The organism is Mesorhizobium sp. P2_F7 (genome assembly GCF_056403695.1).
The window spans coordinates 804,570-827,831 of record NZ_JBFUFA010000001.1 but is presented as its reverse complement, the minus strand read 5'-3'; the positions used below and the strand labels follow the sequence as shown (position 1 = coordinate 827,831).

Below are 23,262 nucleotides of genomic sequence, written 5' to 3'. Positions count from 1 at the left end.
ATCCGGCGGCCGATCAGTTTTCAAGCGGATCGGGCTGATCAGCCGACGATCAGCTCGGTCCACTTCTGGTTGATCCAGTCGGCTTTCGACGTATAGAGGTCGTAGCGCGGGATGATCGGATCGATATCCGACGACACCGCGGCGAACTCTTCCGGCTTGAGGTCGAGCACCTCTTTCTTCAAGGTCGGTGTGGTGCCGACCTTGCGCGACATGACGCCCTGCATAGACGGCTGGCTCATATAGTCGATGAAGGCATGCGCCTCGTCGACCTTGGTCGAGGCGCGCGACAGCACCCAATTGCCGGAATCCTGGATGCCGCCTTCCTTCGGGAAGGTCGAGCGGACATGGAAGCCGTCGGCGACCGCGAGCCCGGTGACGTCGTGATAATACTGGCCCATCGGGATTTCGCCCGACTTCAGCGCCTGTTCGAACTGTGCTTCGTCGCGATACCACAGGCGGACATTCGGCTTCAGCTCGGCGAGCTTCTCGAACGCCTTGTTCAGCCCGTCCTCGGTGTCGAGCGCATTTGTGCCGCCCATGAAGGTCTTGGCCGTCACTTCGAGCAGGAACGAGTTGGAGGCAAGCGCCAGCAGGCCAAGCTTGTCTTCATTGGCCTTGTCCCACAGCGCATCCCATGATGTCGGCGCATCCTTGTAGACGTCGGTGTTGGAGACCAGCGTGATCCACCAGGCGACGGCGCCGACACCGGCAACGCGGCCATCCGGATATTTGTTGATGAAGCGAGGCAACAGGTCGCCATAGTGCTTGAACTTCGACGTATCGAGCGGCGTCCACAATTCCGTCGACTGCCCCTTCAGCGTCGAAGTCTGCGACATCATCGAAAGGTCGGCGGGCGCCTGGCCGGCCTTGGCCGCCTGCTCCAGCTGCACCAGCCAGGCCTCGCCGGTCGGCTCCGCGACCGATTCCACCGCAATGCCGGTGGCCTTGGTGAAGTCGGGGAAGACGTGCTCGTCGAAGGATTTCTTGAAATAGCCGCCATAGACACCAACCTTCAGCGACTTGTCCTGCGCCCGCAGGATCGACGGCATGGCGAGCACGCCAGCGGTGGCCAGGCCCGCGCCAAGCACGCCGCGCCGCGTCAGGGATTTTCCGATCAGTCTGTTCATCCGATTTCTCCTCAGTTGATGCCGGTCATGCCGGCAGGTTCCCTTCACGCACTGTCGCCGCCTGGCGTCAGTGGGCCGCCGCTCGTTGTTCGAGCGTACGGGCGTATTGCGTCAGTGGAAAGCACATGACGAAGAAGATCAGCGCCACCAGCCCGTAGACCTTGAACGGTTCGAAGGTGGCGTTGTTGATGGCGTTGGAGGTCCTGACCAGCTCCTCGAAGCCGATGATCGAGGTCAGCGCCGTCGATTTGATCAATTGCACCAGGAAGCCGACGGTCGGCGCCCTTGTGATCGAGAACGCCTGCGGCAGGATGATCAGCCTCAGCTCCTGCAACCGGTGCAGGCCAAGGCTGGCGCCGGCGTCCCATTGCCCGCGCGGCAGCGCATCGACGCCGCTGCGCCAGATCTCGGCCAGATAGGCGCTGGCGAAGAAGGTCAGGCCAAGCACTGCGGCAGTCCACGGCTCGATGCGCAGGCCGAGCATCGGCAGGCCGAAGAACATCAGGAACAGCTGCATCAAAAGCGGCGTGCCCTGGAACAATGCGATGTAGCCGGAAGCGATGCGCCGGCTCCATTTGTTCTCTGCGATGCGGAAGAACAGGATGATCAGCCCGACCAGCGCGCCGCCAACGAAGGCGGCCAGCGACAACAGCACCGTCCAGCGGGCGGCGAGCAGCAGGTTGCGAACGATGTCCCAGAAGGTGAATTCGATCATGACACGCCGGCTCCCAATACGCGGCGCCCGCCTGTGACCAGCAGCCGGCGCAAGGCCATCGACAGGCCAAGATAAACCAGCGTCACGACGAAATAGGTCTCGAAGGAACGGAAGGTGCGCGCCTGCAGCATGTCGGCCTCGTAGGTCAGTTCACGCACCGCAATCTGCGACACCACGGCCGATTCCAGCATCATGATGACGACCTGGCTGGTCAGCGCCGGATAGATCACCTTCAGCGCCTGCGGCAGCACGATCTTGACGAACACCTGGCGTGGCCGAAGCCCCAGTGAGAGTGCTGCTTCCGTCTGTCCGCCGGGCACGGCATCGAGGCCGGCGCCGACGATTTCAATCGTGTAGGCCGCCATGTTGAGCGTCATTGCCAGCATGGCGGCCAGGATCGGGTCGAGCCTGATGCCGAGGCTGGGCAGGCCGAAGAAGATGAAGAACAGCTGCACCAGGAAAGGCGTGTTGCGCATCACCTCGACATAGACCGCGATGGCGCGCTTCACGAACACCGGGCCGTTGCGCCGGCCGGCAGCGCCCAGGATGCTGAGCAGCGTACCCACGAACGTGGTCACGACGATCAACAGGATCGTCGTGAGCGCGCCGCGCGTGATGTCGCCCAGAGCACCTGGAAGCCAGGCAAAAGCCACGGGAACTCAGTCCTTCAGATTATCTGGATTGAGCGGCGTCTTCAGCCAGGCCTTCGAGCTCTCGTCGAGCTTGCCGTCGGCCAGCATCTTGGCAACCGCATCATTGACCGCCGTCTTCAGCCGGTCCTCTTTCTTGTTGAGGCCAATATGCGAGGGCGAGGTCAAAAGCTGGAATTTCTGCTCCGGCTTCAGCGCGTCCTGCTTGGCCAGCACCTGGGCGCCGACATCGTTGCCGACCACCATCAGCTGGGTCTGGCCGGAGATGAAGGCCTGGATGACGGAGTTGTAGTTGTCAAAGCGCTTGATGTCGGCCGATGCCGGTGCAGCTTCGGTCAGCGAGGTGTCTTCCAGCGTGCCGCGATTGACGGCGATCGACTTGTCGGCGAGGTCTTCCTTGCCTTTGACAGAGAGTGCGGCCGGGCCGATGACGGCGATGTAGTAAGGCGCATAGGCGGCGGCGAAATCGATCACCTCCTCGCGCTCCTTGGAGTAGCCGACGCTCATCAGGATATCGACGCGCTTGTCGGTGAGATACGGGATGCGGTTCTGGCCGGTGACGCTGACCAGGTTGAGCTTCACTTTCAAGGAGTCGGCAATGGCCTGGGCCACATCGACGTCATAGCCCTTGATGCTCATATCGGCGCTGGCCGAGGAGAAGGGCGGGAAGTCGGAGAAGATGCCGACATTGATGGCGCCGGCTTTGGTGATATCGTCGACGGCGTCGGCGTGGGCCTGGGAGGCGAAGCCGAGGCCGGCGAGCATCAGCGCGGCGGCGACGGTTGATTTCATGTGAAAATTCATTGTGGTTCCCTTCTGGAAGCTTGTTTGTTTTGAAAACGGTCGCCGGCTCCAGCGCGGCGACCGCCTTTGCATCTGAAGTCGGTCAGGCCCCCTTGCTCGTAATGGCCGGGCTGAACACCATCAGGCTCAGGATCTCGAACAGAACCTGCGCGCCGACATGGGCGGTGTTGGTGGTGGCGTCATATTGCGGCGCCACCTCGACGACGTCGCCGCCGACAATGTTGAGGCCTTTGAAGCCGCGCAGCAGTTCGAGCACTTCGCGCGTCGTCAGGCCGCCGATTTCGGGCGTGCCGGTGCCCGGCGCGAAGGCCGGATCGACGCTGTCGACATCGAAGGAGATGTAGGTCGGGCCGTCGCCGACGATCTTGCGCGCCTTCTCGATGATGGCGGGGATGCCGAGCCCGGTCACCTCTTCGGCATGCACCACGGTCATGCCGGATTCGTAGGTGAACTCCCACAGATATTCAGCCGAGCCTCTGATGCCGATCTGGATGGTGCGGGTCGGGTCGAGCACGCCGTCCAGCACCGCGTTGCGGAACGGGCCGCCATGGTGGAACTTGGTCATGTCGAACAGCCCGCTTGTGTCGCAATGGGCGTCGATATGGATCATGCCGACCGGAGCCTTCTTGCCGACCGCTTTCAGGATCGGGTGGCTGATCGAGTGGTCGCCACCGACCGAGAGCGGCAGCACGCCGGCATCGACGATCTGGTTGGTACGGCGCTCGATGTCCTCATGGCTGATTTCCAGCCGGTAGCGGCTGCGGAACGGGGTGTCGCCGATATCGGCGACGCGAAGCTCATGCGTCGGCGCACACTCCAGCACATGGTTGTAGGGGCCGATGCGCTCGATGGCACGTAGCGCCCGTGGCCCGAAGCGCGAGCCGGGACGGTTGGTGACGCCGAGGTCCATCGGCACGCCGATGATGGCCACCTGCAAATCGCCGAAATCCGGATTGTCGGCAGCGATTTCGCGGTAGGGAGCGGCGAGGAAGGTGGGGATGCCGGAATAGGGCGCCAGTCGGGTGCCGGTCTTGGTGAAGATCTTGTCGGCGACCTGCCTGAACTTGGGGTCGAACATCTCGCCGCCATGGCTCTCGCCATATTTGCGGCGCAACGCGTCGAGCTTGCCACGATCATAACCCATGTCGGTCTCCTCCGCTGGTGCATGCGGCCGTGGCGACATCTTGCGAACTGACCGTCATCCGGCCGGGTCGCTGTCCCGCTGGCTGCCTGCAGATTTCATGTCATTGATGCTGTTGACCTGCCAAAGTGTCCGGCAGCAGCATTGAAAAATCAATTGATATTGTTAGGGTGTTGCTTGTGAGAAAATCTCACAGAGCATCCGGGTATCAATGGCCAAGCGTCTGCCGCCCCTAAATCCCCTGCGCGCCTTCGAAGCCACGGCGCGCCATGCCTCGCTGACCAAGGCGGCGAGTGAGCTGAACGTCACCCATGGCGCAATCAGCCATCAGATCAAGGCGCTCGAGCAAGCACTCGGCGTAAAACTGTTCGAGCGCACGGGACAGCGGGTAAAGCTCACACCGCATGGTGCCGAACTGCTGCCGGCGGTATCGACCGCCTTCGACGGCATCGCCGCCGCCACCCAGCGCATGACCAGACCGGCGAGCGCCGGCACGCTGTCGGTTTCGTGCGTACCGGCGCTCCTGCTTCTGTGGATGACGCCGCGGCTGGGCAGCTTCATGGCGCAATATCCCGATATCAGGCTGACGCTGGTTCCGTCCAACGATCCCAAGGACATCCGCGCGCCGCAGGTCGATCTCTGCATACTCTATGGCGATGGCAGCTGGACCGATTGCTGGATGCGCAAATGGTCGGGCCTCGAACTGTTCCCGGTGGTCAGCCCGACGCTGATCAACAACCGGCCGATCCGTACCTGCAGGGATCTCGCCGACCATGTCATCCTGCATGGCGACGATGGCCGCGAATGGCACACCTGGCTGGCCGCCGCAGACGGGCTGGACCTCGAACGCGGCCGCCGTCACCATCTCGGCGACGCCCGTACCGCCATCGAGGCCGCGGTGCACGGCCATGGCGTGGCGCTCGGCGATTCCGTCACCGCCAGCATGCTGCTCGCCAGGGGCCTGCTGGTGGCGCCATTCAGCCTGTCGGTGCCGGCGGTCGATGATTTCTATGTCGTCTGTCGCAACGAAATGCGCTCGGCGCCGATCGTGCAACTCTTCGTCGACTGGCTGTTTGCCGAGAAGGAACAGGCCGACAGCCGCGCCGACGCCCCGGTGGCCGGCCGCGTCAACATCCGCCGCAAACGCCCGGCGTTGCGGGTGGTCGGCGCCAAGAGCTGAGGCTGGACCGGAGCGGCTCCTTTTTGTCGGGCCAGTCGGGAAAGCGGGCAGCGCTTTCAAAAATTCAATGCTAATAAGCTCTTGCCAAGCAATTCCAGGAAAAGTGTTCGGCGGTTCTCCGTCCGGAATTGCGTAAGACAGACGCTAGCAGCGAAGGCGACGGCAGGACATGGCAAGAACCGATATTGCGCGGCGCGTCTACAACCATACCTGGAAGCTGGACCCGATCGTCCGCAGCCTGCTCGACACGGATTTCTACAAGCTTTTGATGCTGCAGATGATCTGGGGCATGTATCCCAAGGTCGACACCACCTTCTCGCTGATCAACCGCACAACATCGGTTCGCCTTGCCCACGAGATCGACGAAGGCGAGTTGCGCGACCAGCTCGACCATGCCCGCACGCTGCGCTTCTCCAAGAAGGAGATGATCTGGCTCGGCGGTAACAATTTCTATGGCCGCAAGCAGATATTCGAGCCGGAATTCCTCGCCTGGCTGGAAGGTTTCAGGCTGCCCGAATACGAGCTGTCCAAGCGCGACGGCCAGTACGAGCTCTCCTTCAGTGGTCCCTGGATGTACACCACGCTGTGGGAGATTCCCGCGCTCGCCATTATCAACGAAATGCGTTCCCGCGCGGCCATGCGCGCCTACGGTCCGTTCGCGCTCGACGTGCTCTATGCCCGCGCCAAGGCCAAGATGTGGGCCAAGACCGAGCGGCTGAAGGCCTTGCCCGGCATCCGCATCTCCGACTTCGGCACCCGCCGCCGGCATTCGTTCCTGTGGCAGCGCTGGTGCGTCGAGGCGCTCAAGGAAGGCATTGGCGAGGCCTTCACCGGCACCTCCAACGTGCTGCTGGCCATGGATAACGATCTCGAAGCGCTGGGCACCAACGCGCATGAATTGCCGATGGTGTTTGCAGCACTTGCGAAGACCGAAAAGGAACTTAAGCAGTCGCCCTACAAGGTGCTGCAGGACTGGCAGCGCTATTACGGCGGCAACCTGTTGATCGTGCTGCCCGACGCCTTCGGCACCGCATCCTTCCTGCGCGACGCGCCGGACTGGGTCGCCGACTGGACCGGCTTCCGCCCCGACAGCGCACCGCCGATCGAAGGCGGCGAAAAAATCATCGACTGGTGGCGCGAGAAGGGGAAAGACCCCAGGCAGAAGCTGCTGATCTTCTCCGACGGGCTGGAGGTCGAGACCATCGAGGAGACCTATCACCACTTCAAGGGCAAGGTGCGCATGTCCTTCGGCTGGGGCACCAACCTCACCAACGATTTCGAAGGCTGCGCGCCGACAGAAACCAACAGCCTCGATGCGATATCGCTGGTCTGCAAGGTGACGGAGGCCAATGGACGCCCGGCGGTGAAGCTGTCGGACAATCCGGCCAAGGCGACGGGCGACAAGAAGGAGATCGAGCGCTATCTCCGGATTTTCGGGGCCAAGGATCGCGTGGAGCAGCTGGTCAAGGTTTGAGGGCTGGGGCTCTCCCAGCAGAGGCTCCTTTCCTCTCCCTCCGGAGGGGGGAGAGGTGGCGCCGCGAAGCGGCGACGGAGTGGGGGAACCACTTGGCAACCGCCGCAACGAACATGGGAAAGAGGACCACGCGCAAGCATCGTCTTGACCCGCGCCGGGGTCGACCCCCACTCCGTCGAGCTTCGCTCGACACCTCTCTCCCGATCGACGGGGGAGAGGAAGGGCGCCAAGCTATCCGAGCAGGCGCGTGTCTTCAAAGACAAAGGCTCCGTTCCGAAGACAACAGCGTGATCTCCCCCCTTGAGGGGGAGATGTCCGGCAGGACAGAGGGGGGTGTGAAGGATCGCCGCGTTGGAAGATATTTCGCCTGTTCAGCCATCCTCACCCTCCTTCCCACTCCCGCCTTCGCCCACGCCTCCGACCGTGGCCACGTCCTCTTGCTCCCCACCGGCTACTACATCGCAGGCGGTGCGCTCGCCGTTGCCGTCAGCTTCCTCGTGCTCGCCCTTTTGCCACCTGCCGCCCTCGACCGTTTCTGGCGCGGCCGCCTGCCACTTTTCACATTCAGCGACGCTCCTCGCACAATCATCAGCCTCATCTCTTTTGCCGGCTTTGCAATGCTCATCGCCGCCGGCCTGTTCGGCAGCCGCGACCCGCTCTCCAATCCGCTCCCCCTGACCATCTGGACGCTGCTCTGGGTCGGCCTCGCCATCGCGCAAGGCCTGCTCGGCGATCTCTGGTCCTGGCTGAATCCCTGGTACGGCCCATGGCGGATCGTGACCCGCCTGCTTGGTCAGCGCGATGCCGAAGCGCCGGAATCGCGTTTGCCCGCCTGGCTCGGCTGCTGGCCGGCCGTCATCCTGTTCTTCGCCTTTGCCTGGTTCGAACTGATCGACCCGGCGCCCGACGACCCGGCACGGCTGGCCTATGCCGCCGGCCTCTATTGGCTGTTCACCTTTGTCGCCACGCTCGCCTTCGGCTATCGCGGTTGGAGCCAACGCGGTGAATTCCTGACGATCTTCTTCACCATGGTGGCGCGCTTCGCTGTGCTTGAACGCGACGAGGCCGGCCGGCTCAATCTCTGCTGGCCAGGCGCAAAACTGCTCGCCGCAGCACCTCTGCCCGCCAGCGGCATCGCCTTCCTGCTGCTGGCGCTGTCGTCAGTGTCCTTCGACGGCCTGTCGAAAACCTTCTTCTGGCTCGGTCTGTTGGGCATCAATCCGCTGGAGTATCCCGGCCGCACCGCGCTCATCGGCATCGGCAGCTTCGGCCTGGTGCTGACCTTCGTGTTGTTGGCAGCAGCGTTCCTGCTGGCCGTCATCCTCGGCCAGCGCCTTGCCGGCAGCCGGCATTCGCTGGGCGAGGCCGCCGGGCTGCTGGTCTGGTCGATCGTGCCGATCGCGCTTGCCTATCATGTCGCGCACTATCTGACGGCGCTGCTGGTCGACGGCCAGTATGCGCTGGCCGCTCTGTCCGACCCGTTCGCGCTGGGCTGGAACCTGTTCGGCACCGCCGACATGCAGATCGAAGCCGGCATTGTCGCCGGCGCCGACTCCGCCTGGTGGCTGTGGAATGTGCAGGCGGGCATCATCATTGCCGGCCACATGCTCGCCGTACTCGTCGCCCATGGTCTGGCCTGGCGATTGCACCCGGTCCCATCACGCGCCGCCCTCAGTCAACTGCCGCTCACCGTACTGATGATCGCCTACACCATCTTCGGTCTCTGGTTGCTTGCCACGCCGACAGCGGGATGACAAAAGACGACCGGCCTGCCTTTGCGGAAGGCAGCTTGCCAGGTCGAGGCTTTGATGATTTAGTTTGTATACATGCGATTTTCCGCCCCTCCTGCAAGGGAGTGGCCTTGCCTCGTTACAGACAGTCAAAACTCAAAAACAGGGGAACTGCCGTGACTGACAAGAATGGGTTTTTCGATCTCTCCAAATCCACGCTCTCCCGCCGCACCGCGCTGAAAGGCCTCGCCGCGGGCGCCGGCCTGGCGCTCGCGCCCGGCTTTGTCCGCTACTCGCAGGCGCAGAGCTCGGCGCCGATCAAGATCGGCTTCCAGTCGCACCGCACCGGCATCGGCGCCGCCTATGGCCGCTGGTACGAGAAGACCAGTGCCGCCGCGGTCAAGGCGATCAACGATGCCGGCGGCATCAACGGCCGCCCGGTCGAACTGGTCATCGAGGATGACGGCACCGATCCCGCCCGCGGCGCCGAGGTGGTCGCCAAATTCGCCACCCAGCACAAGACCGACATCGTCTTCGGTACGCTGTTTTCGCATGTCGTCATCGGCTCGGCGCCCGCCGCCGGCGAAAACAAGATCCCTTATTTCGTCGTCAGCGAAGGCCACCATGTCGCCTCGACCAAGCTCAATCGCTACGTCTTCCAGCCCGGCATCACCGATGTGAAAAGCCAGATCCAGTCGATGGCGCCGTGGATCGCCGCCAATGCCGGCAAGAAGGTGACGCAGATCTTCCCCGATTTCGCCTTCGGCTACGACCATCGCGACTACTTGCCGCCGGCGCTGAAGGCGCAAGGCGCCGAGGTCATTGCCCAGATCGCCATCCCGCCGACGGAATCCTCCTTCACCAAGTATTTCCCGCAGATCCCGGCCGAAACCGAGGTGATCTACCACGTCATGGTCGGCCCGGCCGTGCTTACCTTCGTCAAGGAGCTCGGCGAGTTCTACGGCTCGAACCGGCCGCAGCTGTTCGGCTTCATGGATTCGCTCGAAGCCACCGACATCAACAGCCCCGGCCTCGAGTTCCTGGACGGCAGCCATTTCTGGGAAGGCTCGCCGCGCTATGCCCAGGCCAATGACTCGGCCGCGCAAAAAGCTTACCGCGCCGCCGTCGGCATCGACGACAATGGCGCTGCCGTCGGCGACCCCAAGGACGTCTCCACGGCCTCGCACATGTTCGGTTGCTGGGAAACGCTCTATGTCGTCAAGAAGGCGATGGAAGACGCCGGCTACAAGGGTCCGGAAGACCGCGCCAAGCTGGTCGAGGCGACCGAAGCGCTGACCGAGTTCGCCGAAGGACCGGAGCATCCGCAGGGGCCAAAGACCTTCAACGGCAAGATCCACCAGTGTTTTGGTATCCAGAACATCTCCAAGGTCGAAGGCGGCAAGCTGAATGTCGTCCACAAGACCAAGATCGAGGACGGGCTTTACGAGGCCGAAGGGGATTACACGACGCAGGCGCTCTAGGCTCATTTCAGCCAGCGTGAGCGCTAGGCCACCCCCCTCTGTCCTGCCGGACATCTCCCCCTCAAGGGGGGAGATCGGATTTCGCGGCGGGTTTCGCCAATTACCAACGACGGCAGTAAGGCGCCGTCGCAGGTACTGCCAATCTCCCCCCCTGAGGGGGAGATGCCCGGCAGGGCAGAGGGGGGTGCCTCGCGCCCCCGCCGGTGCCTAGCCCATGCACTTCGGACCCCATCTCCTCCTCGCCGCCCTCGAAGGCCTCGTAACCTCAGCCGTGCTGGCGCTGACCGCACTGGGCCTGTCGCTGGTGTTCGGCGTCATGCGCGTCGTCAATGTCGCCCATGGCGAATTCTTCATGCTCGGTGCAGTGCTGGCCTGGGCGATCTCGACAGCCATCCCCGGCCATCCGACGGTCGGGTTTCTCGCGGCATTGGTGATTGCGCCGCTGATCGTCGGCGCCATCGCGCTGGTCGCCGAGCGATTGGTGCTGCGCCGGCTCAATTACAATCCGGAAGCCACCATCGTCGCCACCATCGGCATGCTCTACATCATTCAGCAGCTGGCGCTCTCCTTCTACGGCCCGGAGGCGCGGCCGGTGGAGCCGCCTTTCAGCTACCGCATCCTTTTGCCCTGGTTCGGCTATTCCGGCTACAAGCTGTCGATCATCGCCGCCTCCGCACTTCTGCTCGTCGCCACCTGGCTGGTGCTGACGCGCACGAAAATCGGCCTCATCATGCGCGCCACCCAGTATGACAGCGAGACCGCGCAGGCTTTCGGCATTCCGGTCGACCGCGTCTATGCCGGCGTCTTCGCCCTCGGCGCCATGCTGGCCGCGATTGCGGCGGTGCTGATCGTGCCGATCAGCCAGGCGCATTATCTGATGGGACAGGACCCGCTGCTGCTTTCCTTCATCGTCGTCATCATCGGCGGTCTCGGCTCGCTGCGCGGCACCGTCGTCGCCGCTGTTCTGATCGGCCTCTCCGACGGCATCATCTCGGTGTTCTTCTCGCCGACTTTGGCCAAGATCATCGCCACGCTGCTGGTCGCCATGGTGCTGGTGTTCCGCCCACAGGGCCTGTTCGGGCAGGCGTCGCGATGAGCGAAGCTTCGCCGGCAAAAGCGTATGCCTTGCATCTCGGCGTCATCGCGCTGCTGTTTGCGCTGAGCTTCGTCCTGCCGGAATACCATCACGGCCTTCTCGCCCGCATCATGGTGCTGGCGGTGTTCGCCATGGGTTACAACATGTTGTTCGGCTATGTCGGCCTGCTCAGCCTCGGCCACGCCATGTTCTTTGCCGCCGGCCTCTATGGCGCCGGCCTTTCGGTTATCCATCTAGGCTGGAATGTGCCGCTGGCCTTCCTCGCCGGCATCGCTTGTGGCGCGCTGCTTTCGCTGGTGATTGGCCTGCTCGCGCTGCGCACCACGGGTGTGGCCTTCATGATCGTCACCATGATGTTCGCGCAGGTCTTCTATCTCGTCATCCTGTATTTCGCTGCCTGGACCGGCGGCGACCAGGGCCTGGTCGTGCCGCAGCCGGCGCGCGTTCTGAGCTTCGGCGCGACGTCGCTCGACCTCACCAACCCGACCGTGCGCTACATGAGCGCGCTGACGCTGTTCGCGGCGGTGCTGCTCATTGCGCTCGCCATCGTCCGTTCCCGCTACGGCCGCGTGCTGGTCGCCGTGCGCGAGAACGAGGAGCGGACCAAAATGCTCGGCTATGACACCTTTTCGAACAAGCTCATCGCCGTCGTCGTCTCCGGCACCATCTGCGCGGCATCGGGTGCGGCCTATGCACTGTTGTTCGGCTATGTCGGCTCGAGCTTCGCCTCGGTGCAGTATTCCATCCTGCCGCTGCTCTGGGTGCTGCTCGGTGGCGCCGCCACGACGCTCGGCGCGCTGATCGGCACGGTGTTCATGTACTATGTCATCGACGTCGCCAGCGGCTACACCTCCGCCTATCTCTTGATCGTCGGCATCGCGCTCATCCTCCTGGTGCTGTCTTTCCCCAAAGGCATTTTGGGCACCATCCGTCAGCGCTGGCTGGGGTGGCTGCCATGATGCCGCTGCTGACCACAAAAGGCCTGTCGCGCAATTTCGGCGGTCTGCGCGCCGTCGACGGTGTCGACTTCCAGCTGATGCCTGGCGAAATCCGCGCCGTCATCGGCCCCAATGGCGCGGGCAAAACCACCTTCGTCAGCCTGATCAGCGGCCGCATCCAGCCATCCTCCGGCATGATCGTCTTCGACGGCGCCGACATCACCAGCCAGCCGGCCTATCTCAGGGTGCGCCGGGGCATCGCCTACACTTTTCAGATCACCAGCGTCTTTGCCAATTTGTCCGCCTACGACAATGTCGCGCTGCCGGTGCAGCGCACGCTGACCGATGGCCGCTCGAAAGGCGCCGTGCGCACGGGGGTCATGGCCGCGCTTGAGCGAACCGGCCTTGCCGACCGCGCCCGTATGCCGGCGGGCCAGCTCTCCTACGGCCACCAGCGCCTGCTCGAAGTGGCGATGGGCCTGGCGCTGAAGCCGCGGCTCCTGATTCTCGACGAGCCGACGCAAGGCTTGGCCGACAGCGAGATCGACAATTTCATCGAGCTGGTGCGCGAGATCGCCAAAAGCGCCACGGTGCTGCTGATCGAGCATAACATGCCGGTGGTCATGCAGCTGGCCGACCGCATCACCGTCTTCAACGCCGGCAAGATCCTCGCCGAAGGCACGCCCGAACAGGTTCGCGCCAACACCCAGGTGCAGGAAGCCTATCTGGGGACGGCGCCATGACCGGAGGAGTCACAGGGACAAGCGCGCTGACCATCTCCGGGCTCGACTGCTTCTACGGCGAGGTGCAGGTGCTCTACGGCCTCGACCTTGTGCTCAACAAGGGCGAGGTGCTGTGCCTGTTCGGCCGCAACGGCGCCGGCAAGACGACGACGCTGAAGGCGATCATGGGGCTGGTGCCGGCCAGTGCCGGATCGATTCATCTCGCCGGCCAGGAATTGACCGGCCTGCCGGCGCATGAAGTGCCGAAGGCCGGCGTCGCCTATGTGCCGCAAGGCAGGCGGCTGTTCGCTGAGATGACGGTGGCGGAAAACATCGAGATCGGGCTGATGACGCGCGGCAAGGGCAGAGCGACACGCGAGAGCGTGCTCGACCTTTTCCCGCTGCTGCGCCAGCGGCTGCGGCAACGCTCCGGCACCTTATCCGGCGGCGAGCAGCAGATGCTGGCCATGGCCCGCGCGCTCTGCCTCGAGCCGCAGGTGCTGCTGCTCGACGAGCCGACCGAAGGCCTGATGCCGTCAATGATCGCCAAGATCCGCGAGACGGTGGTGAAGCTGCGCGAACTAGGCGTCTCGACCATCCTGGTCGAGCAGCGGGTCGATGCCGTGCTGTCGGTCGCCGACCGCGTCTCATTCATCGAGAACGGCCGCAACCGCGAGACCGTCGATGTCGAGCAGCTGCGCGCCGACCCTTCGGCGGTGCGGCGCTATGTTGGGGTTGGCTGATCAGCCAAAAAACAAAAAGCCAGCAATCAAAAAAATCGGGATCAGCACCAGTCCCGACCACGCCATATAGCCGAAGAAGCCGGGCATTTTCACGCCGCGATGCCGGGCGATGGCGTAGACCATGAAGTTGGGCGCATTGCCGATATAGGTGTTGGCGCCCATGAACACCGCGCCGGCCGAAATCGCGGCAAGCGTCGTGGCAGCCTCGGTCATCAGATGCCGCGCATCGCCGCCGGCCAGTTCGAAGAACACCAGATAGGTCGGCGCATTGTCGAGGAAGGACGACAGCGCGCCGGTCAGCCAGAAATAGGCGAGGTCGTTGGGCTGGCCGGTGGGCGAGGTCACCAGTGCGACCAGGGGCGCCAGCGCGCCATCATGGCCGGCGCGCAGGATGGCGATGACCGGTACGATGCAGACGAAGATGCCGGCAAACAGCTTTGCCACCTCTGCGATCGGCCCCCAGGTGAAGCCGTTGGCCTCGCGATGGCTTTTGTGGGAGACGACAAGCGACAGAAAGGCCAGCACCAGGATGATGGCGTCGCGCACCAGGTTCTGCAGTTCGAGGCTGACGCCCAGGACGGAGAAACTCACGCCCGGCCTCCACGCCGCCGACAGCAGGATCGCGCCGATCACGCCGGCCAGCAGCGGCAGATTGGCGAGGCCGCGAATCCGCACCTTCGTATCCGGCGTCGGGTCCTTGATTTTCGGCGCACCGCCTTCGCGGCGGTGCAACATGATGTCGATAGCCAGGAAGACAAGCAGCACCAGGCCGCCGGTAAACAGCGTCTCGCGCCAGAGGTTTGCCGTCGTCCAGAAGAAGTCGACGCCACGCAGGAAGCCGACGAACAGTGGCGGGTCGCCGAGCGGTGTCAGCGAGCCGCCGATGTTGGAGACGAGGAAAATGAAGAAGATGACGACATGGGCGTTGAACGGCCGGTTGTCATTGGCGCGCAGCACCGGCCGGATCAGGATCATCGAGGCGCCGGTGGTGCCGATGATCGAGGCAAGGATTGCACCGGTGAGCAGCAGCCCGGCATTGACCTGCGGCGTGCCGTGGATGTTGCCCGCAAGCAGGATGCCGCCCGAGATGGTGTAGAGCGCGAACAAAAGGATGATGAACGACATATATTCGGTGAGCAGCGTGTGCAGCACCGCCTCGCTCGCCAAAGATATGCCGAAGGCGATCGCCAGCGGCACCACCACAAGTGCTGCCCAGGCGGCTGCGATCTTGCCGTATTGATGCTCCCAGACATGGTGGAACAGCAGCGGCCCGGTGGCGATCGACAGCAGCAGCCCTGCAAACGGCAGCCCCCACCATAGCGACATCGCAGCGCCGGGCAATTCGCTGCTCTCGGCCGCAAAGGCCAGTTGCGGGGACAGGACAGAGCAGAGAACACCTGCCGCCAGTATCGTCCCTGATTGTGTGCAGCCCCCCAGAAACCTCACGGCTCAGTCCGCTGTCGGGTCTTCGAGCCTCACCCCGGCGTCGCGCATCCGCTTCAGCATCGCCTCGACCGAACCGTTGAGATCGATGCCGCGGCAGGCGTCGAGCCGCACCGTCGTCTTGAAGCCTTGCTTGGCCGCATCGAGCGCCGAGAAGGCCACGCAGAAATCGGTCGCCAGGCCGACCAGGGTCACAGTGTCGATACCGCGCTCCTTGAAGTAGCCGGCAAGCCCGGTCGGGGTCTTGTGGTCGTTCTCGAAGAAGGCGGAGTAGCTGTCGATACCAGGGCGAAATCCCTTGCGGATCACCAGCTCGGCCTTGGTCCAGGCAAGGCCGGAGTGAAAGTCCGAGCCAAGGCTGCCCTGGATGCAATGGTCGGGCCACAGCGTCTGCGGCCCATAGGGCATCTCGATCGCGCTGAAAGGCTGCGCTCCCGGATGGCTGGAGGCAAAGCTCGAATGTCCGGCCGGGTGCCAGTCCTGCGTCAGCACGACATGCCCGGCGTGCCGGATCAGATCGTTGACCAGCGGCACGATCTCGTCGCCGCCGGCAACCGCCAGCGCACCGCCTGGGCAGAAGTCGTTCTGCAGGTCGATGACAACAAGCGCTTCGTCGGCCATGGCGCCTCTCCTCTTCTTCGTCTCGAGCGGGGATCGAGTGAAAAACGCCGCGGATGCGACCGGATGCAGAAACTTGACCAGATGGCGGCCTGCGTCAACCTCTGGAGCCGTAACAAATGCGTGGCGACCCGCTTCCCTCAAACTCCGGCTTTGACAATTCCCGCCAGCTTGATATCATTTGCATACGAATGAATTTTGCCGGATTGAACACTGGCGAGGGTTTCGGGAAGACCCCACTTTTTGGGAAGGCCGATTTTTTGGAAGGTAGGGCGTGATCCGTTACGCGAAACCCACCACGCTGGACGAGGCGCTCGCTTGGCTCGGCGAGGGCGCCTGGCGCGTGCTTGCCGGCGGCACCGACTTCTATCCGGCGCAAGGCGCCAAGCCGTTCCGCGACAATGTTCTCGACATCAATGGCCTGGCTTGCCTGCGCGGCATCGCCGAGACCGAAACCCATTGGGTGATCGGCGCCCGCACCACCTGGACAGATCTCGTCCGCCATCCCTTGCCGGCGGCATTCGATGCGCTGAAGCAGGCTGCGCGCGAGGTCGGCTCCCTGCAGATCCAGAATGTCGCCTCCATCGCCGGCAATCTCTGCAACGCCTCGCCTGCCGCCGATGGCGTGCCTGGCCTGCTGGTGCTGGACGCCGAGGTCGAACTGCGCTCAGTGGCCGCAACACGTTATCTGCCCTTGCCGGATTTCATTCTCGGCAACCGCCGCACCGCGCTGCTGCCCGGCGAAATGGTCACCGCCATCCGCATCCCTAAGCGCGCGGCCTCCGGCACGTCGGCTTTCGTGAAACTTGGTGCGCGGCGCTATCTCGTCATTTCCATCGCAATGGTCGCAGCCCGCCTCGTTGTCGAAAACGGCACGGTCAGAGAAGCGGCCGTCTCCGTCGGCTCCTGCTCGGCTGTCGCCAGGCGGCTGGCCGGTGTCGAAGCCGTGCTGCGCGGCAAGGCTGCCGGCAGGACACTCGCCGACGCGGTTCTTTCCGCGCCGATGGCCGAGCTGTCGCCGATCGCCGATGTGCGCGGCAGCGCCGAATACCGGCTCGACGCGGCGCGCGAGCTTGTCGCCCGCGCCGTGCTGAGAGCCTGCGGGCTGACGAACGACAACAGCATGGTGGCGGCATGAGCCAGGTCCGGTCCGAGGTGATTGAAGCTCTGCCAGACCTCGTGTCCGGCTTCGGCCTCGAGCGTTCGGATATCGCTTTCGCAGTCAATGGCGCCGCCGTCTCGGTCAACGTGCCGCCGCTGCGCCGGCTGTCGCAGGTTCTGCGCGACGAATTGCAGCTGACCGGCACCAAGGTCGGTTGCGACGCCGGCGATTGCGGTGCCTGCACGGTGCTGGTCGACGGCGACGCCGTCTGCGCCTGCCTGATGCCCGCGGCCTCGGCAGCCGGGACATCGGTGACGACCGTTGAAGGCCTTGCCAATGGCCGCCTGTCGGCGCTGCAGGCGTCGTTCCTGGCGCATGGCGCGGCGCAATGCGGCATCTGCACACCGGCGCTGCTGGTCGCGGGAACGGGCTTGCTCGACAGCAACCCCAACCCGACCGAGGTCGAGGTGCAGGATGCGCTGGGCGGCATCCTTTGCCGTTGCACCGGCTACCGCAAGATCATCGCGGCGGTGATGGATGCTTCCTTGCAGGCGGCCAGCCTCGATTTCCGCCTGCCGCAATCGGGCCATGCGATCGGCGCGTCTCCGGTCCGGCTGGACGGCGTACCGAAAGTCACCGGCGCTGAAAAATTCGGCGGCGATGCCTTCCCAACCGATGCGCTGGCGGTGCTGGTGGTCCGCTCGCCGCACTATCACGCCGGCTTTGCTTTCGGTGACCTGGATGGCTGGGTGAAGACGCATCCCGGCATTGTCGGTGTCTTCACCGCCGCCGACATTCCGGGAAAGAACTGTTTCGGCGTCATCGGTCCGTTCGCCGACCAGCCGGCACTGGCCGAAGGCTTTGCCCGGCTGCGCGGCGAGGCCGTGGCGCTGGTCGCCGGCGAGCGCGAGGCGATGCTCGATCTCGACTTGTCGGATTTCCCGGTCCGCTGGACCGAGCTGCCGCATTTTCTGCTGCCGGGTGACGCGCAGGCCGATGGTGCGGCGCTGATCCATGCGAACCGCCCGGACAATCTTTTGACCAAGGGTTTTGTCGAGCGCGGCGACCCCGAGGCGGCGCTTGCGGGCTCGGCAGTCACCGCGTCCGGTGCCATCGACACCTCCTATGTCGAGCACGCCTATATCGAGCCGGAAGCCGGCCATGCCTATATGGATGGCGATACGCTGGTCGTCGTCGCCTGCACGCAGGCGCCTTACATGGACCGCGACGACACGGCCAAGGTGCTCGGCCTTGCCGTCGACAAGGTTCGCATCGTGCCGACCGCGACCGGAGGAGGCTTCGGTTCCAAGCTGGATGTCTCGCTGCAGCCGCTGATTGGCCTCGTGGCGCTGAAGACGGGACGGCCGGCAGCGCTCGCCTACACCCGCAACGAATCCATGATGTCGACCACCAAGCGCCATCCCTCCGAGATGAAGGCGACCATCGGTGCCGACGCCGACGGCCATGTCATGGGCATGGTCTTCACCGGCGATTTCAACACCGGCGCCTATGCCAGCTGGGGCCCGACCGTCGCCAACCGCGTACCCGTGCATGCTTCCGGCCCTTATGCGACGCCGAACTACCGCGCCGAAGGCCGCGCGATTCACACCCATGGGCCGATCTCCGGCGCCTTCCGCGGCTTTGGCGTGCCGCAGGCGACGATCATGCAGGAAACGCTCTATGATGAGCTCGCCGGCAAGCTCGGCATGGACCGGCTCGATTTTCGCTTGAAAAACTGCCTTCGGAACGGATCCGAAACGGTTACCGGGCAGAGGCTGGAGTCGGGCGTCGGTATTTTCGAATGCCTCGACGCCTTGCGGCCCCATTGGGCGCGCGCGACGGCCGACGCAGATACATTCAATTCCTCCAATACGAGCAAAAAGCGCGGCGTCGGTGTGGCGTCCTGCTGGTATGGCTGCGGCAACACTTCGCTGCCCAATCCATCGACCATCAGGGTCGGTATCTCACCCCTAGGCGAGGTCATCCTGCATCAGGGCGCCGTAGATATCGGCCAAGGCTCCAACACCGTCATCACCCAGATCTGCGCAGACGCCCTCGGCCTGCCGCTGGAAAAATTCAAGCTGAAGAGCGCCGATACGGCGATCAGCCCCGACGCCGGCAAAACATCGGCCTCGCGCCAGACTTTTGTAACCGGCAAGGCGGCCGAGAAGTCCGGGCGCGCCTTGCGCGAAAAAATCCTGCGTTTTGCCAATGTCTCGGAGAACGCGGCCCTGCAATTGGACGGTCCGGCGATCGTCATCCGCGAGGGTGAAGCGACCCGCCGCATCGATCTCGCCGCTCTCGATGTCGATGCTGACGGTTTCGTCTTCCGCGCCGAGGAAACCTACGATCCGCCGACGCTGCCGCTCGATGCCAAGGGCCAGGGCAAGCCCTACGCGCTCTATGGCTATGGCGCGCAGATCGCCGAACTCGAGGTCGATCTCAAGTTGGGTACGGTGAAGCTGATCAAGATCACCGCCGCGCACGATGTCGGCAAGGCGATCAACCCGCTGCTGGTCGAAGGCCAGATCGAAGGCGGCATCGCGCAAGGCATCGGCATGGCGCTGATGGAGGAATACATCCCCGGCCGCACCGAGAATCTGCACGACTATCTCATCCCGACCATCGGCGATGTGCCTGAGATCGAGCACATATTGATCGAGGTTCCCGATCCGGAGGGACCGTTCGGCGCCAAGGGCCTGGGCGAACACGTGCTGATCCCGACCGCTCCCGCGATCCTCAACGCCATCCGCCACGCCACCGGCGTTCTCATCACCAAGGTTCCGGCGACGCCGACGCGCATCCGCGCCGCGATCCGCGACAAGGAGGCACGCGCATGAGCGAGCTTGCCGAACGCTTCGAAACCCATGATCCCGGCGAAAAGCTGGTGGCGGAAAAGATCCGCTGCGATGCCTGTCCGGTCATGTGCTACATCGCCGATGGGCGCACCGGCGCCTGCGACCGCTACGGCAATTCGGGCGGCCGCATCGTGCGCATGGACCCGCTGACCATTCTCGATCATGCCGCCGAGAGCGGCGGCGCTGTCGTGCCGTTCACGGCCGAAGGCGAGCAATGGGACGGCGAACTGGTCAACACCGGCCGCCGCTTCGTCACCGCAATCGGCGCTGGCACCACCTATCCCGACTACAAGCCGGCGCCCTTCATCGTCAGCCAGGAAGTCGAAGGCGTCGATCTCGTCACCGTCGTCACCGAAGGGATCTTCTCTTACTGCGGCGTCAAGGTGAAGATCGACACCGATCGCCATCTCGGTCCCGAAACGGCAATCGTGCGCTCGCAAGGCGAGGCCATCGGCCATGTCACGACAGGCGAATATGGCTCGCAGATGCTGTCGCTCGGCGGCGTGCATCATCTGACCGGCGGCTCCAAGTCGGAGGGACGCGCCACCTGTGACGCGATGCTCAATCTGTGCAACCGCAAGCCGGTCGAACTGACCATTGACGGCGGCGCCACCATTATCGTCGAAGCCGGCAAACCGCCTGTCATCGACGGCAAGCAGGAACACCGCATGCGGGTCGGCTGCGGCTCTGCCACCATCGGCATGTTCGCCACGCAATGGCGCGGGCTCGTCGACGAGGTGGTGGTGGTCGACGACCACATCACCGGCGTTGTCTCGGAGCATCAGGCCGGCAAGGTGCTGGGCTGGCAGGATACCGGCATCAAGATCATCGGCCGCCGCTCGACGCCAGGCCGTTACTTCAAGGTTTCCGAGCCTGGCCTCGGCTGGGGCGGAACCTCGATTTCAGACCCGCTGTCGATCCTCGGCGAATGGAACGCCAAGAAAGGCGCTCGCCCAGGCCTGTCGCTGCTGATGGTGTCGACCACCGGCGAGCAGTTCGCCTATTACGAACTCGACGACGATCTGAAGCCTGTGGAAAAACCGTTCCCGGAACGGCTGCAGAAATCGGTCGGGCTGATCGAGGATAATTGCGAGCCGGCGCTTTGCACCGTGCTGTTTATTGGCGGCGCCGGCGGTTCGCTGCGCGCCGGCGTCACCGAAAACCCGGTCAATCTCACCCGTTCGGTGCAGGGCCTGAAGACCTATGTGACCGTCGGCGGCGCGCCGGTCTATGTCTGGCCGGGCGGCGGCATCACGCTGATGGTCGATGTCACCCGCGTGCCGGAAGGCGCTTTCGGCTATGTGCCGACCCCGGCATTGGTGGCGCCGATCGAATTCACGCTGCGCCGTGACGACTATGTCAGGCTCGGCGGCTACGAGGCCGAGATTCGCAGCGTCGAGGACATTGTCGCCAAGGGCGGCGAGTACCTCAATCCGCGCCGCGGCACAGGCGCCGAGTCCCAAAACCCTTGGCCGCCGCTGGCGCAGTTGCGCCGCGCCGGCTCGAACGGGGCCGGCTGATGCAAGGCCCGCAAGTCAACTGGTTGCCGGACGGCAAACGGCTGCATCTCAACCACGGGCCGATCGACCTGATCGTCGAAGCTTTTGGCGAGGCGGATGAGTGTCGTGCCGCCTACGAACAGGCTGTCGCGCGCTTCCAGACGATCCTGATCGAGTTGGTCGAGGAGCTTCCCGAATTGCGGCTCCCGGCATTTTTCCTGGCGCCGCGCAGCTTCGCCGGCCCGGCGGCGCGCCGCATGGAAGCAGCCGTCATGCCCCTGGCGGAATGCTTCATCACGCCGATGGCCGCTGTCGCAGGATCGGTAGCCGACGAAATGCTCGCTGCGCTGCTCGCGGGTCGCAAGCTCGATCGCGCCTATGTCAACAATGGCGGCGACAGCGCGCTCCATATCGGCAACGGCCAGTCGATGAACCTGGCGATCGCCGGCACCGGCAACGGTATGGCTGACCGCATCACCATTCGCTCAGCAGACGGTGTGGGCGGCGTCGCCACCAGCGGCTGGCGCGGCCGCTCGTTTTCGCTGGGAATTGCCGACGCCGTCACCGTGTTGGCGCGCACCGGCGCCGAGGCCGATGCGGCGGCGACGCTCATTGCCAACGCCGTCGACCTGCCCGGCAATCCTGCCATCAAGCGCGTTCCGGCACAGGATCTTGCGCCCGACAGCGATCTCGGCGCGCGGCTGGTGACACAAGCCGTCGGCACGCTTGCCCGTGCCGGCGTGGAGCGGGCGCTGGACAATGGCCTTGCCGTCGCCGAAGATTTTCGCCGGCGCGGCCTGATCGCCGCATCGGCGCTGTTTCTTGGCGGTGAGACCCGCATCAGTGGTTCCATGGCGCTTGCCGCGCCCAACAAAAGTCCTGGGAAGGAAGTTGCCCATGCCTGAGTTTCCGATCCGCAAGATTGCGGTTCTGACCGAAGAGATCTTTCACGATGGCGGGCCGCTCGCGGCCACGCCGCGCCGACGCGCCGCCGCTGTGGCGCTGGTGAAAAACCCGTTCGCCGGCCGCTACGTGGAGGAACTGCAGAGCGCCATGGACGATCTGAAGCCGCTCGGGCTGCTGCTGACCGACAAGCTCATTGCCGCATTGGGCGGCGACATCAAGCAGATCGACGCCTACGGCAAGGGCACCATTGTCGGCTCGGCGGGCGAGCTCGAACATGGCGCGCTTTGGCACGTGCCGGGCGGCTACGCAATGCGCGAGCGGCTTGGCGACGCCAAGGCGATCGTGCCGTCGGCAACCAAGGTAGGCGCCTTCGGCTCGCGGCTCGACGTGCCGCTCGGCCACACCAACGCTGCCTATGTCCGCAGCCATTTCGACGCCATGGAGGTCGGCCTCAGCGACGGGCCGCGCCCCGACGAAATCCTGTTCTGCCTGGCCATGAGCTGCGGCCCGCGCGTGCACGACCGCATGGGCGGCCTGGCAGTTGGCGACATCAAGGCCTGGGACGGCTTGCGATGAGCGGCGGGGACAATCTTCTGAAACTGGTCGAGGCCGAAGAGCCGGACGATCATGATTACCGCTTGCAGGAGCAGGTCGGCTTCATCCTGCGCAAGGCGCATCAGCGCCATGTCTCGATCTTTGCTTCGCAGATCGGCGACCTGACGCCGCCGCAATTTGCAGCGCTCGCCAAGCTGCACGATGTCGGCGAGACCTCGCAGAACCAATTGGGCACGCTGATCGCCATGGATGCGGCGACGGTGAAGGGCGTCATCGACCGGCTGAAAGCACGCGGCCTGGTCGATCTCACCAAGCACGAAGTCGACAAAAGGCGGTTGCTGGTCAATCTGACGCCTGAGGGACGCGAGGCGATCGAACGGCTGATTCCGCTGGCCCGCGCCATCACCCAGGAAACGCTGGCGCCGCTGACGGCCAAGGAAGCGGCGACCTTTATGAGGCTGTTGGCTAAACTCGCCTGAT

21 protein-coding genes are annotated in these 23,262 nt (G+C 64.2%); 14 read left to right on the top strand and 7 right to left on the bottom strand.

Features of this window, described 5'->3' with window-relative positions:
* Nucleotides 1–38: 38 nt before the first annotated feature.
* The 5 genes from AC1DZ8_RS03740 to speB all read right to left on the bottom strand — a co-directional run bounded on the left by AC1DZ8_RS03740 (nucleotide 39) and on the right by speB (nucleotide 4,440).
* Nucleotides 39–1,127, bottom strand: a complete 1,089-nt coding sequence (locus AC1DZ8_RS03740) for an ABC transporter substrate-binding protein (protein WP_477306020.1) — start codon at nucleotides 1,125–1,127, stop codon at nucleotides 39–41.
* Between the two features lie 67 nt (nucleotides 1,128–1,194).
* Entirely contained in the window at nucleotides 1,195–1,842 is a 648-nt protein-coding gene (locus tag AC1DZ8_RS03735) for an amino acid ABC transporter permease (RefSeq protein ID WP_477306018.1), read from the bottom strand.
* Complete coding sequence (locus AC1DZ8_RS03730; RefSeq protein ID WP_477306016.1) at nucleotides 1,839–2,495, bottom strand: amino acid ABC transporter permease; 657 nt, start codon at nucleotides 2,493–2,495, stop codon at nucleotides 1,839–1,841. Before AC1DZ8_RS03730 ends, AC1DZ8_RS03735 begins: the two co-directional genes overlap by 4 nt.
* A gap of 6 nt (nucleotides 2,496–2,501) precedes the next feature.
* Nucleotides 2,502–3,284 (bottom strand): transporter substrate-binding domain-containing protein, encoded by a 783-nt coding sequence (locus tag AC1DZ8_RS03725; protein WP_477306014.1) that lies wholly within the window; start codon nucleotides 3,282–3,284, stop codon nucleotides 2,502–2,504.
* A 94-nt stretch (nucleotides 3,285–3,378) separates the two neighbouring features.
* Entirely contained in the window at nucleotides 3,379–4,440 is a 1,062-nt protein-coding gene (speB, locus tag AC1DZ8_RS03720; protein WP_477282987.1) for an agmatinase, read from the bottom strand.
* Between the two features lie 208 nt (nucleotides 4,441–4,648).
* Between speB and gcvA the strand changes: the two genes are divergently transcribed.
* The 8 genes from gcvA to AC1DZ8_RS03680 all read left to right on the top strand — a co-directional run bounded on the left by gcvA (nucleotide 4,649) and on the right by AC1DZ8_RS03680 (nucleotide 13,801).
* Nucleotides 4,649–5,617 (top strand): transcriptional regulator GcvA, encoded by a 969-nt coding sequence (gcvA, locus tag AC1DZ8_RS03715; protein WP_477400321.1) that lies wholly within the window; start codon nucleotides 4,649–4,651, stop codon nucleotides 5,615–5,617.
* Between the two features lie 169 nt (nucleotides 5,618–5,786).
* Complete coding sequence (pncB, locus tag AC1DZ8_RS03710; RefSeq protein ID WP_477400320.1) at nucleotides 5,787–7,091, top strand: nicotinate phosphoribosyltransferase; 1,305 nt, start codon at nucleotides 5,787–5,789, stop codon at nucleotides 7,089–7,091.
* A 311-nt stretch (nucleotides 7,092–7,402) separates the two neighbouring features.
* Nucleotides 7,403–8,845, top strand: a complete 1,443-nt coding sequence (locus tag AC1DZ8_RS03705; RefSeq protein WP_477306008.1) for a hypothetical protein — start codon at nucleotides 7,403–7,405, stop codon at nucleotides 8,843–8,845.
* A gap of 152 nt (nucleotides 8,846–8,997) precedes the next feature.
* A complete protein-coding gene (locus AC1DZ8_RS03700; RefSeq protein WP_477306006.1) occupies nucleotides 8,998–10,302 on the top strand; it encodes an ABC transporter substrate-binding protein in 1,305 nt (434 codons plus the stop codon).
* 214 nt (nucleotides 10,303–10,516) lie between these two features.
* A complete protein-coding gene (locus AC1DZ8_RS03695) occupies nucleotides 10,517–11,398 on the top strand; it encodes a branched-chain amino acid ABC transporter permease (RefSeq protein ID WP_352582590.1) in 882 nt (293 codons plus the stop codon).
* The gene (locus AC1DZ8_RS03690) at nucleotides 11,395–12,357 is read left to right on the top strand and encodes a branched-chain amino acid ABC transporter permease (protein ID WP_477306004.1); all 963 of its coding nucleotides are present in this window, start codon (nucleotides 11,395–11,397) and stop codon (nucleotides 12,355–12,357) included. Before AC1DZ8_RS03695 ends, AC1DZ8_RS03690 begins: the two co-directional genes overlap by 4 nt.
* On the top strand, nucleotides 12,354–13,079 hold the full coding sequence (locus AC1DZ8_RS03685) for an ABC transporter ATP-binding protein (RefSeq protein ID WP_477306002.1): 726 nt from the start codon (nucleotides 12,354–12,356) through the stop codon (nucleotides 13,077–13,079). The genes AC1DZ8_RS03690 and AC1DZ8_RS03685 overlap by 4 nt, the downstream gene beginning before the upstream one ends.
* Nucleotides 13,076–13,801: an ABC transporter ATP-binding protein gene (locus AC1DZ8_RS03680; protein WP_477306000.1), complete on the top strand. Its 726-nt coding sequence runs from the start codon at nucleotides 13,076–13,078 to the stop codon at nucleotides 13,799–13,801. Before AC1DZ8_RS03685 ends, AC1DZ8_RS03680 begins: the two co-directional genes overlap by 4 nt.
* On the opposite strand, the gene AC1DZ8_RS03675 is transcribed toward AC1DZ8_RS03680, so the two are convergent.
* Nucleotides 13,802–15,211 carry a sodium:proton antiporter gene (locus tag AC1DZ8_RS03675; RefSeq protein WP_477306138.1) on the bottom strand — a complete coding sequence of 470 codons (1,410 nt, stop codon included), beginning with the start codon at nucleotides 15,209–15,211 and terminating at the stop codon, nucleotides 13,802–13,804. It lies immediately after the preceding gene.
* A 39-nt stretch (nucleotides 15,212–15,250) separates the two neighbouring features.
* Nucleotides 15,251–15,865, bottom strand: coding sequence for a bifunctional nicotinamidase/pyrazinamidase (gene pncA, locus AC1DZ8_RS03670; RefSeq protein ID WP_477305998.1), 615 nt, complete (start codon nucleotides 15,863–15,865; stop codon nucleotides 15,251–15,253).
* A gap of 271 nt (nucleotides 15,866–16,136) precedes the next feature.
* Between pncA and AC1DZ8_RS03665 the strand changes: the two genes are divergently transcribed.
* The 6 genes from AC1DZ8_RS03665 to AC1DZ8_RS03640 are packed head-to-tail and all read left to right on the top strand — an operon-like array spanning nucleotide 16,137 to nucleotide 23,261.
* A complete protein-coding gene (locus tag AC1DZ8_RS03665) occupies nucleotides 16,137–17,000 on the top strand; it encodes an FAD binding domain-containing protein (protein WP_477305996.1) in 864 nt (287 codons plus the stop codon).
* Nucleotides 16,997–19,804: a molybdopterin-dependent oxidoreductase gene (locus AC1DZ8_RS03660; RefSeq protein WP_477305994.1), complete on the top strand. Its 2,808-nt coding sequence runs from the start codon at nucleotides 16,997–16,999 to the stop codon at nucleotides 19,802–19,804. Before AC1DZ8_RS03665 ends, AC1DZ8_RS03660 begins: the two co-directional genes overlap by 4 nt.
* The gene (locus tag AC1DZ8_RS03655; RefSeq protein WP_477305992.1) at nucleotides 19,801–21,342 is read left to right on the top strand and encodes a 6-hydroxynicotinate reductase; all 1,542 of its coding nucleotides are present in this window, start codon (nucleotides 19,801–19,803) and stop codon (nucleotides 21,340–21,342) included. The genes AC1DZ8_RS03660 and AC1DZ8_RS03655 overlap by 4 nt, the downstream gene beginning before the upstream one ends.
* The gene (locus AC1DZ8_RS03650) at nucleotides 21,342–22,226 is read left to right on the top strand and encodes a UPF0280 family protein (RefSeq protein WP_477305990.1); all 885 of its coding nucleotides are present in this window, start codon (nucleotides 21,342–21,344) and stop codon (nucleotides 22,224–22,226) included. The genes AC1DZ8_RS03655 and AC1DZ8_RS03650 overlap by 1 nt, the downstream gene beginning before the upstream one ends.
* Entirely contained in the window at nucleotides 22,219–22,803 is a 585-nt protein-coding gene (locus AC1DZ8_RS03645; RefSeq protein ID WP_352582569.1) for an amino acid synthesis family protein, read from the top strand. The genes AC1DZ8_RS03650 and AC1DZ8_RS03645 overlap by 8 nt, the downstream gene beginning before the upstream one ends.
* Nucleotides 22,800–23,261 carry a MarR family winged helix-turn-helix transcriptional regulator gene (locus AC1DZ8_RS03640; protein ID WP_477305988.1) on the top strand — a complete coding sequence of 154 codons (462 nt, stop codon included), beginning with the start codon at nucleotides 22,800–22,802 and terminating at the stop codon, nucleotides 23,259–23,261. Before AC1DZ8_RS03645 ends, AC1DZ8_RS03640 begins: the two co-directional genes overlap by 4 nt.
* Nucleotide 23,262: the final 1 nt, after the last annotated feature.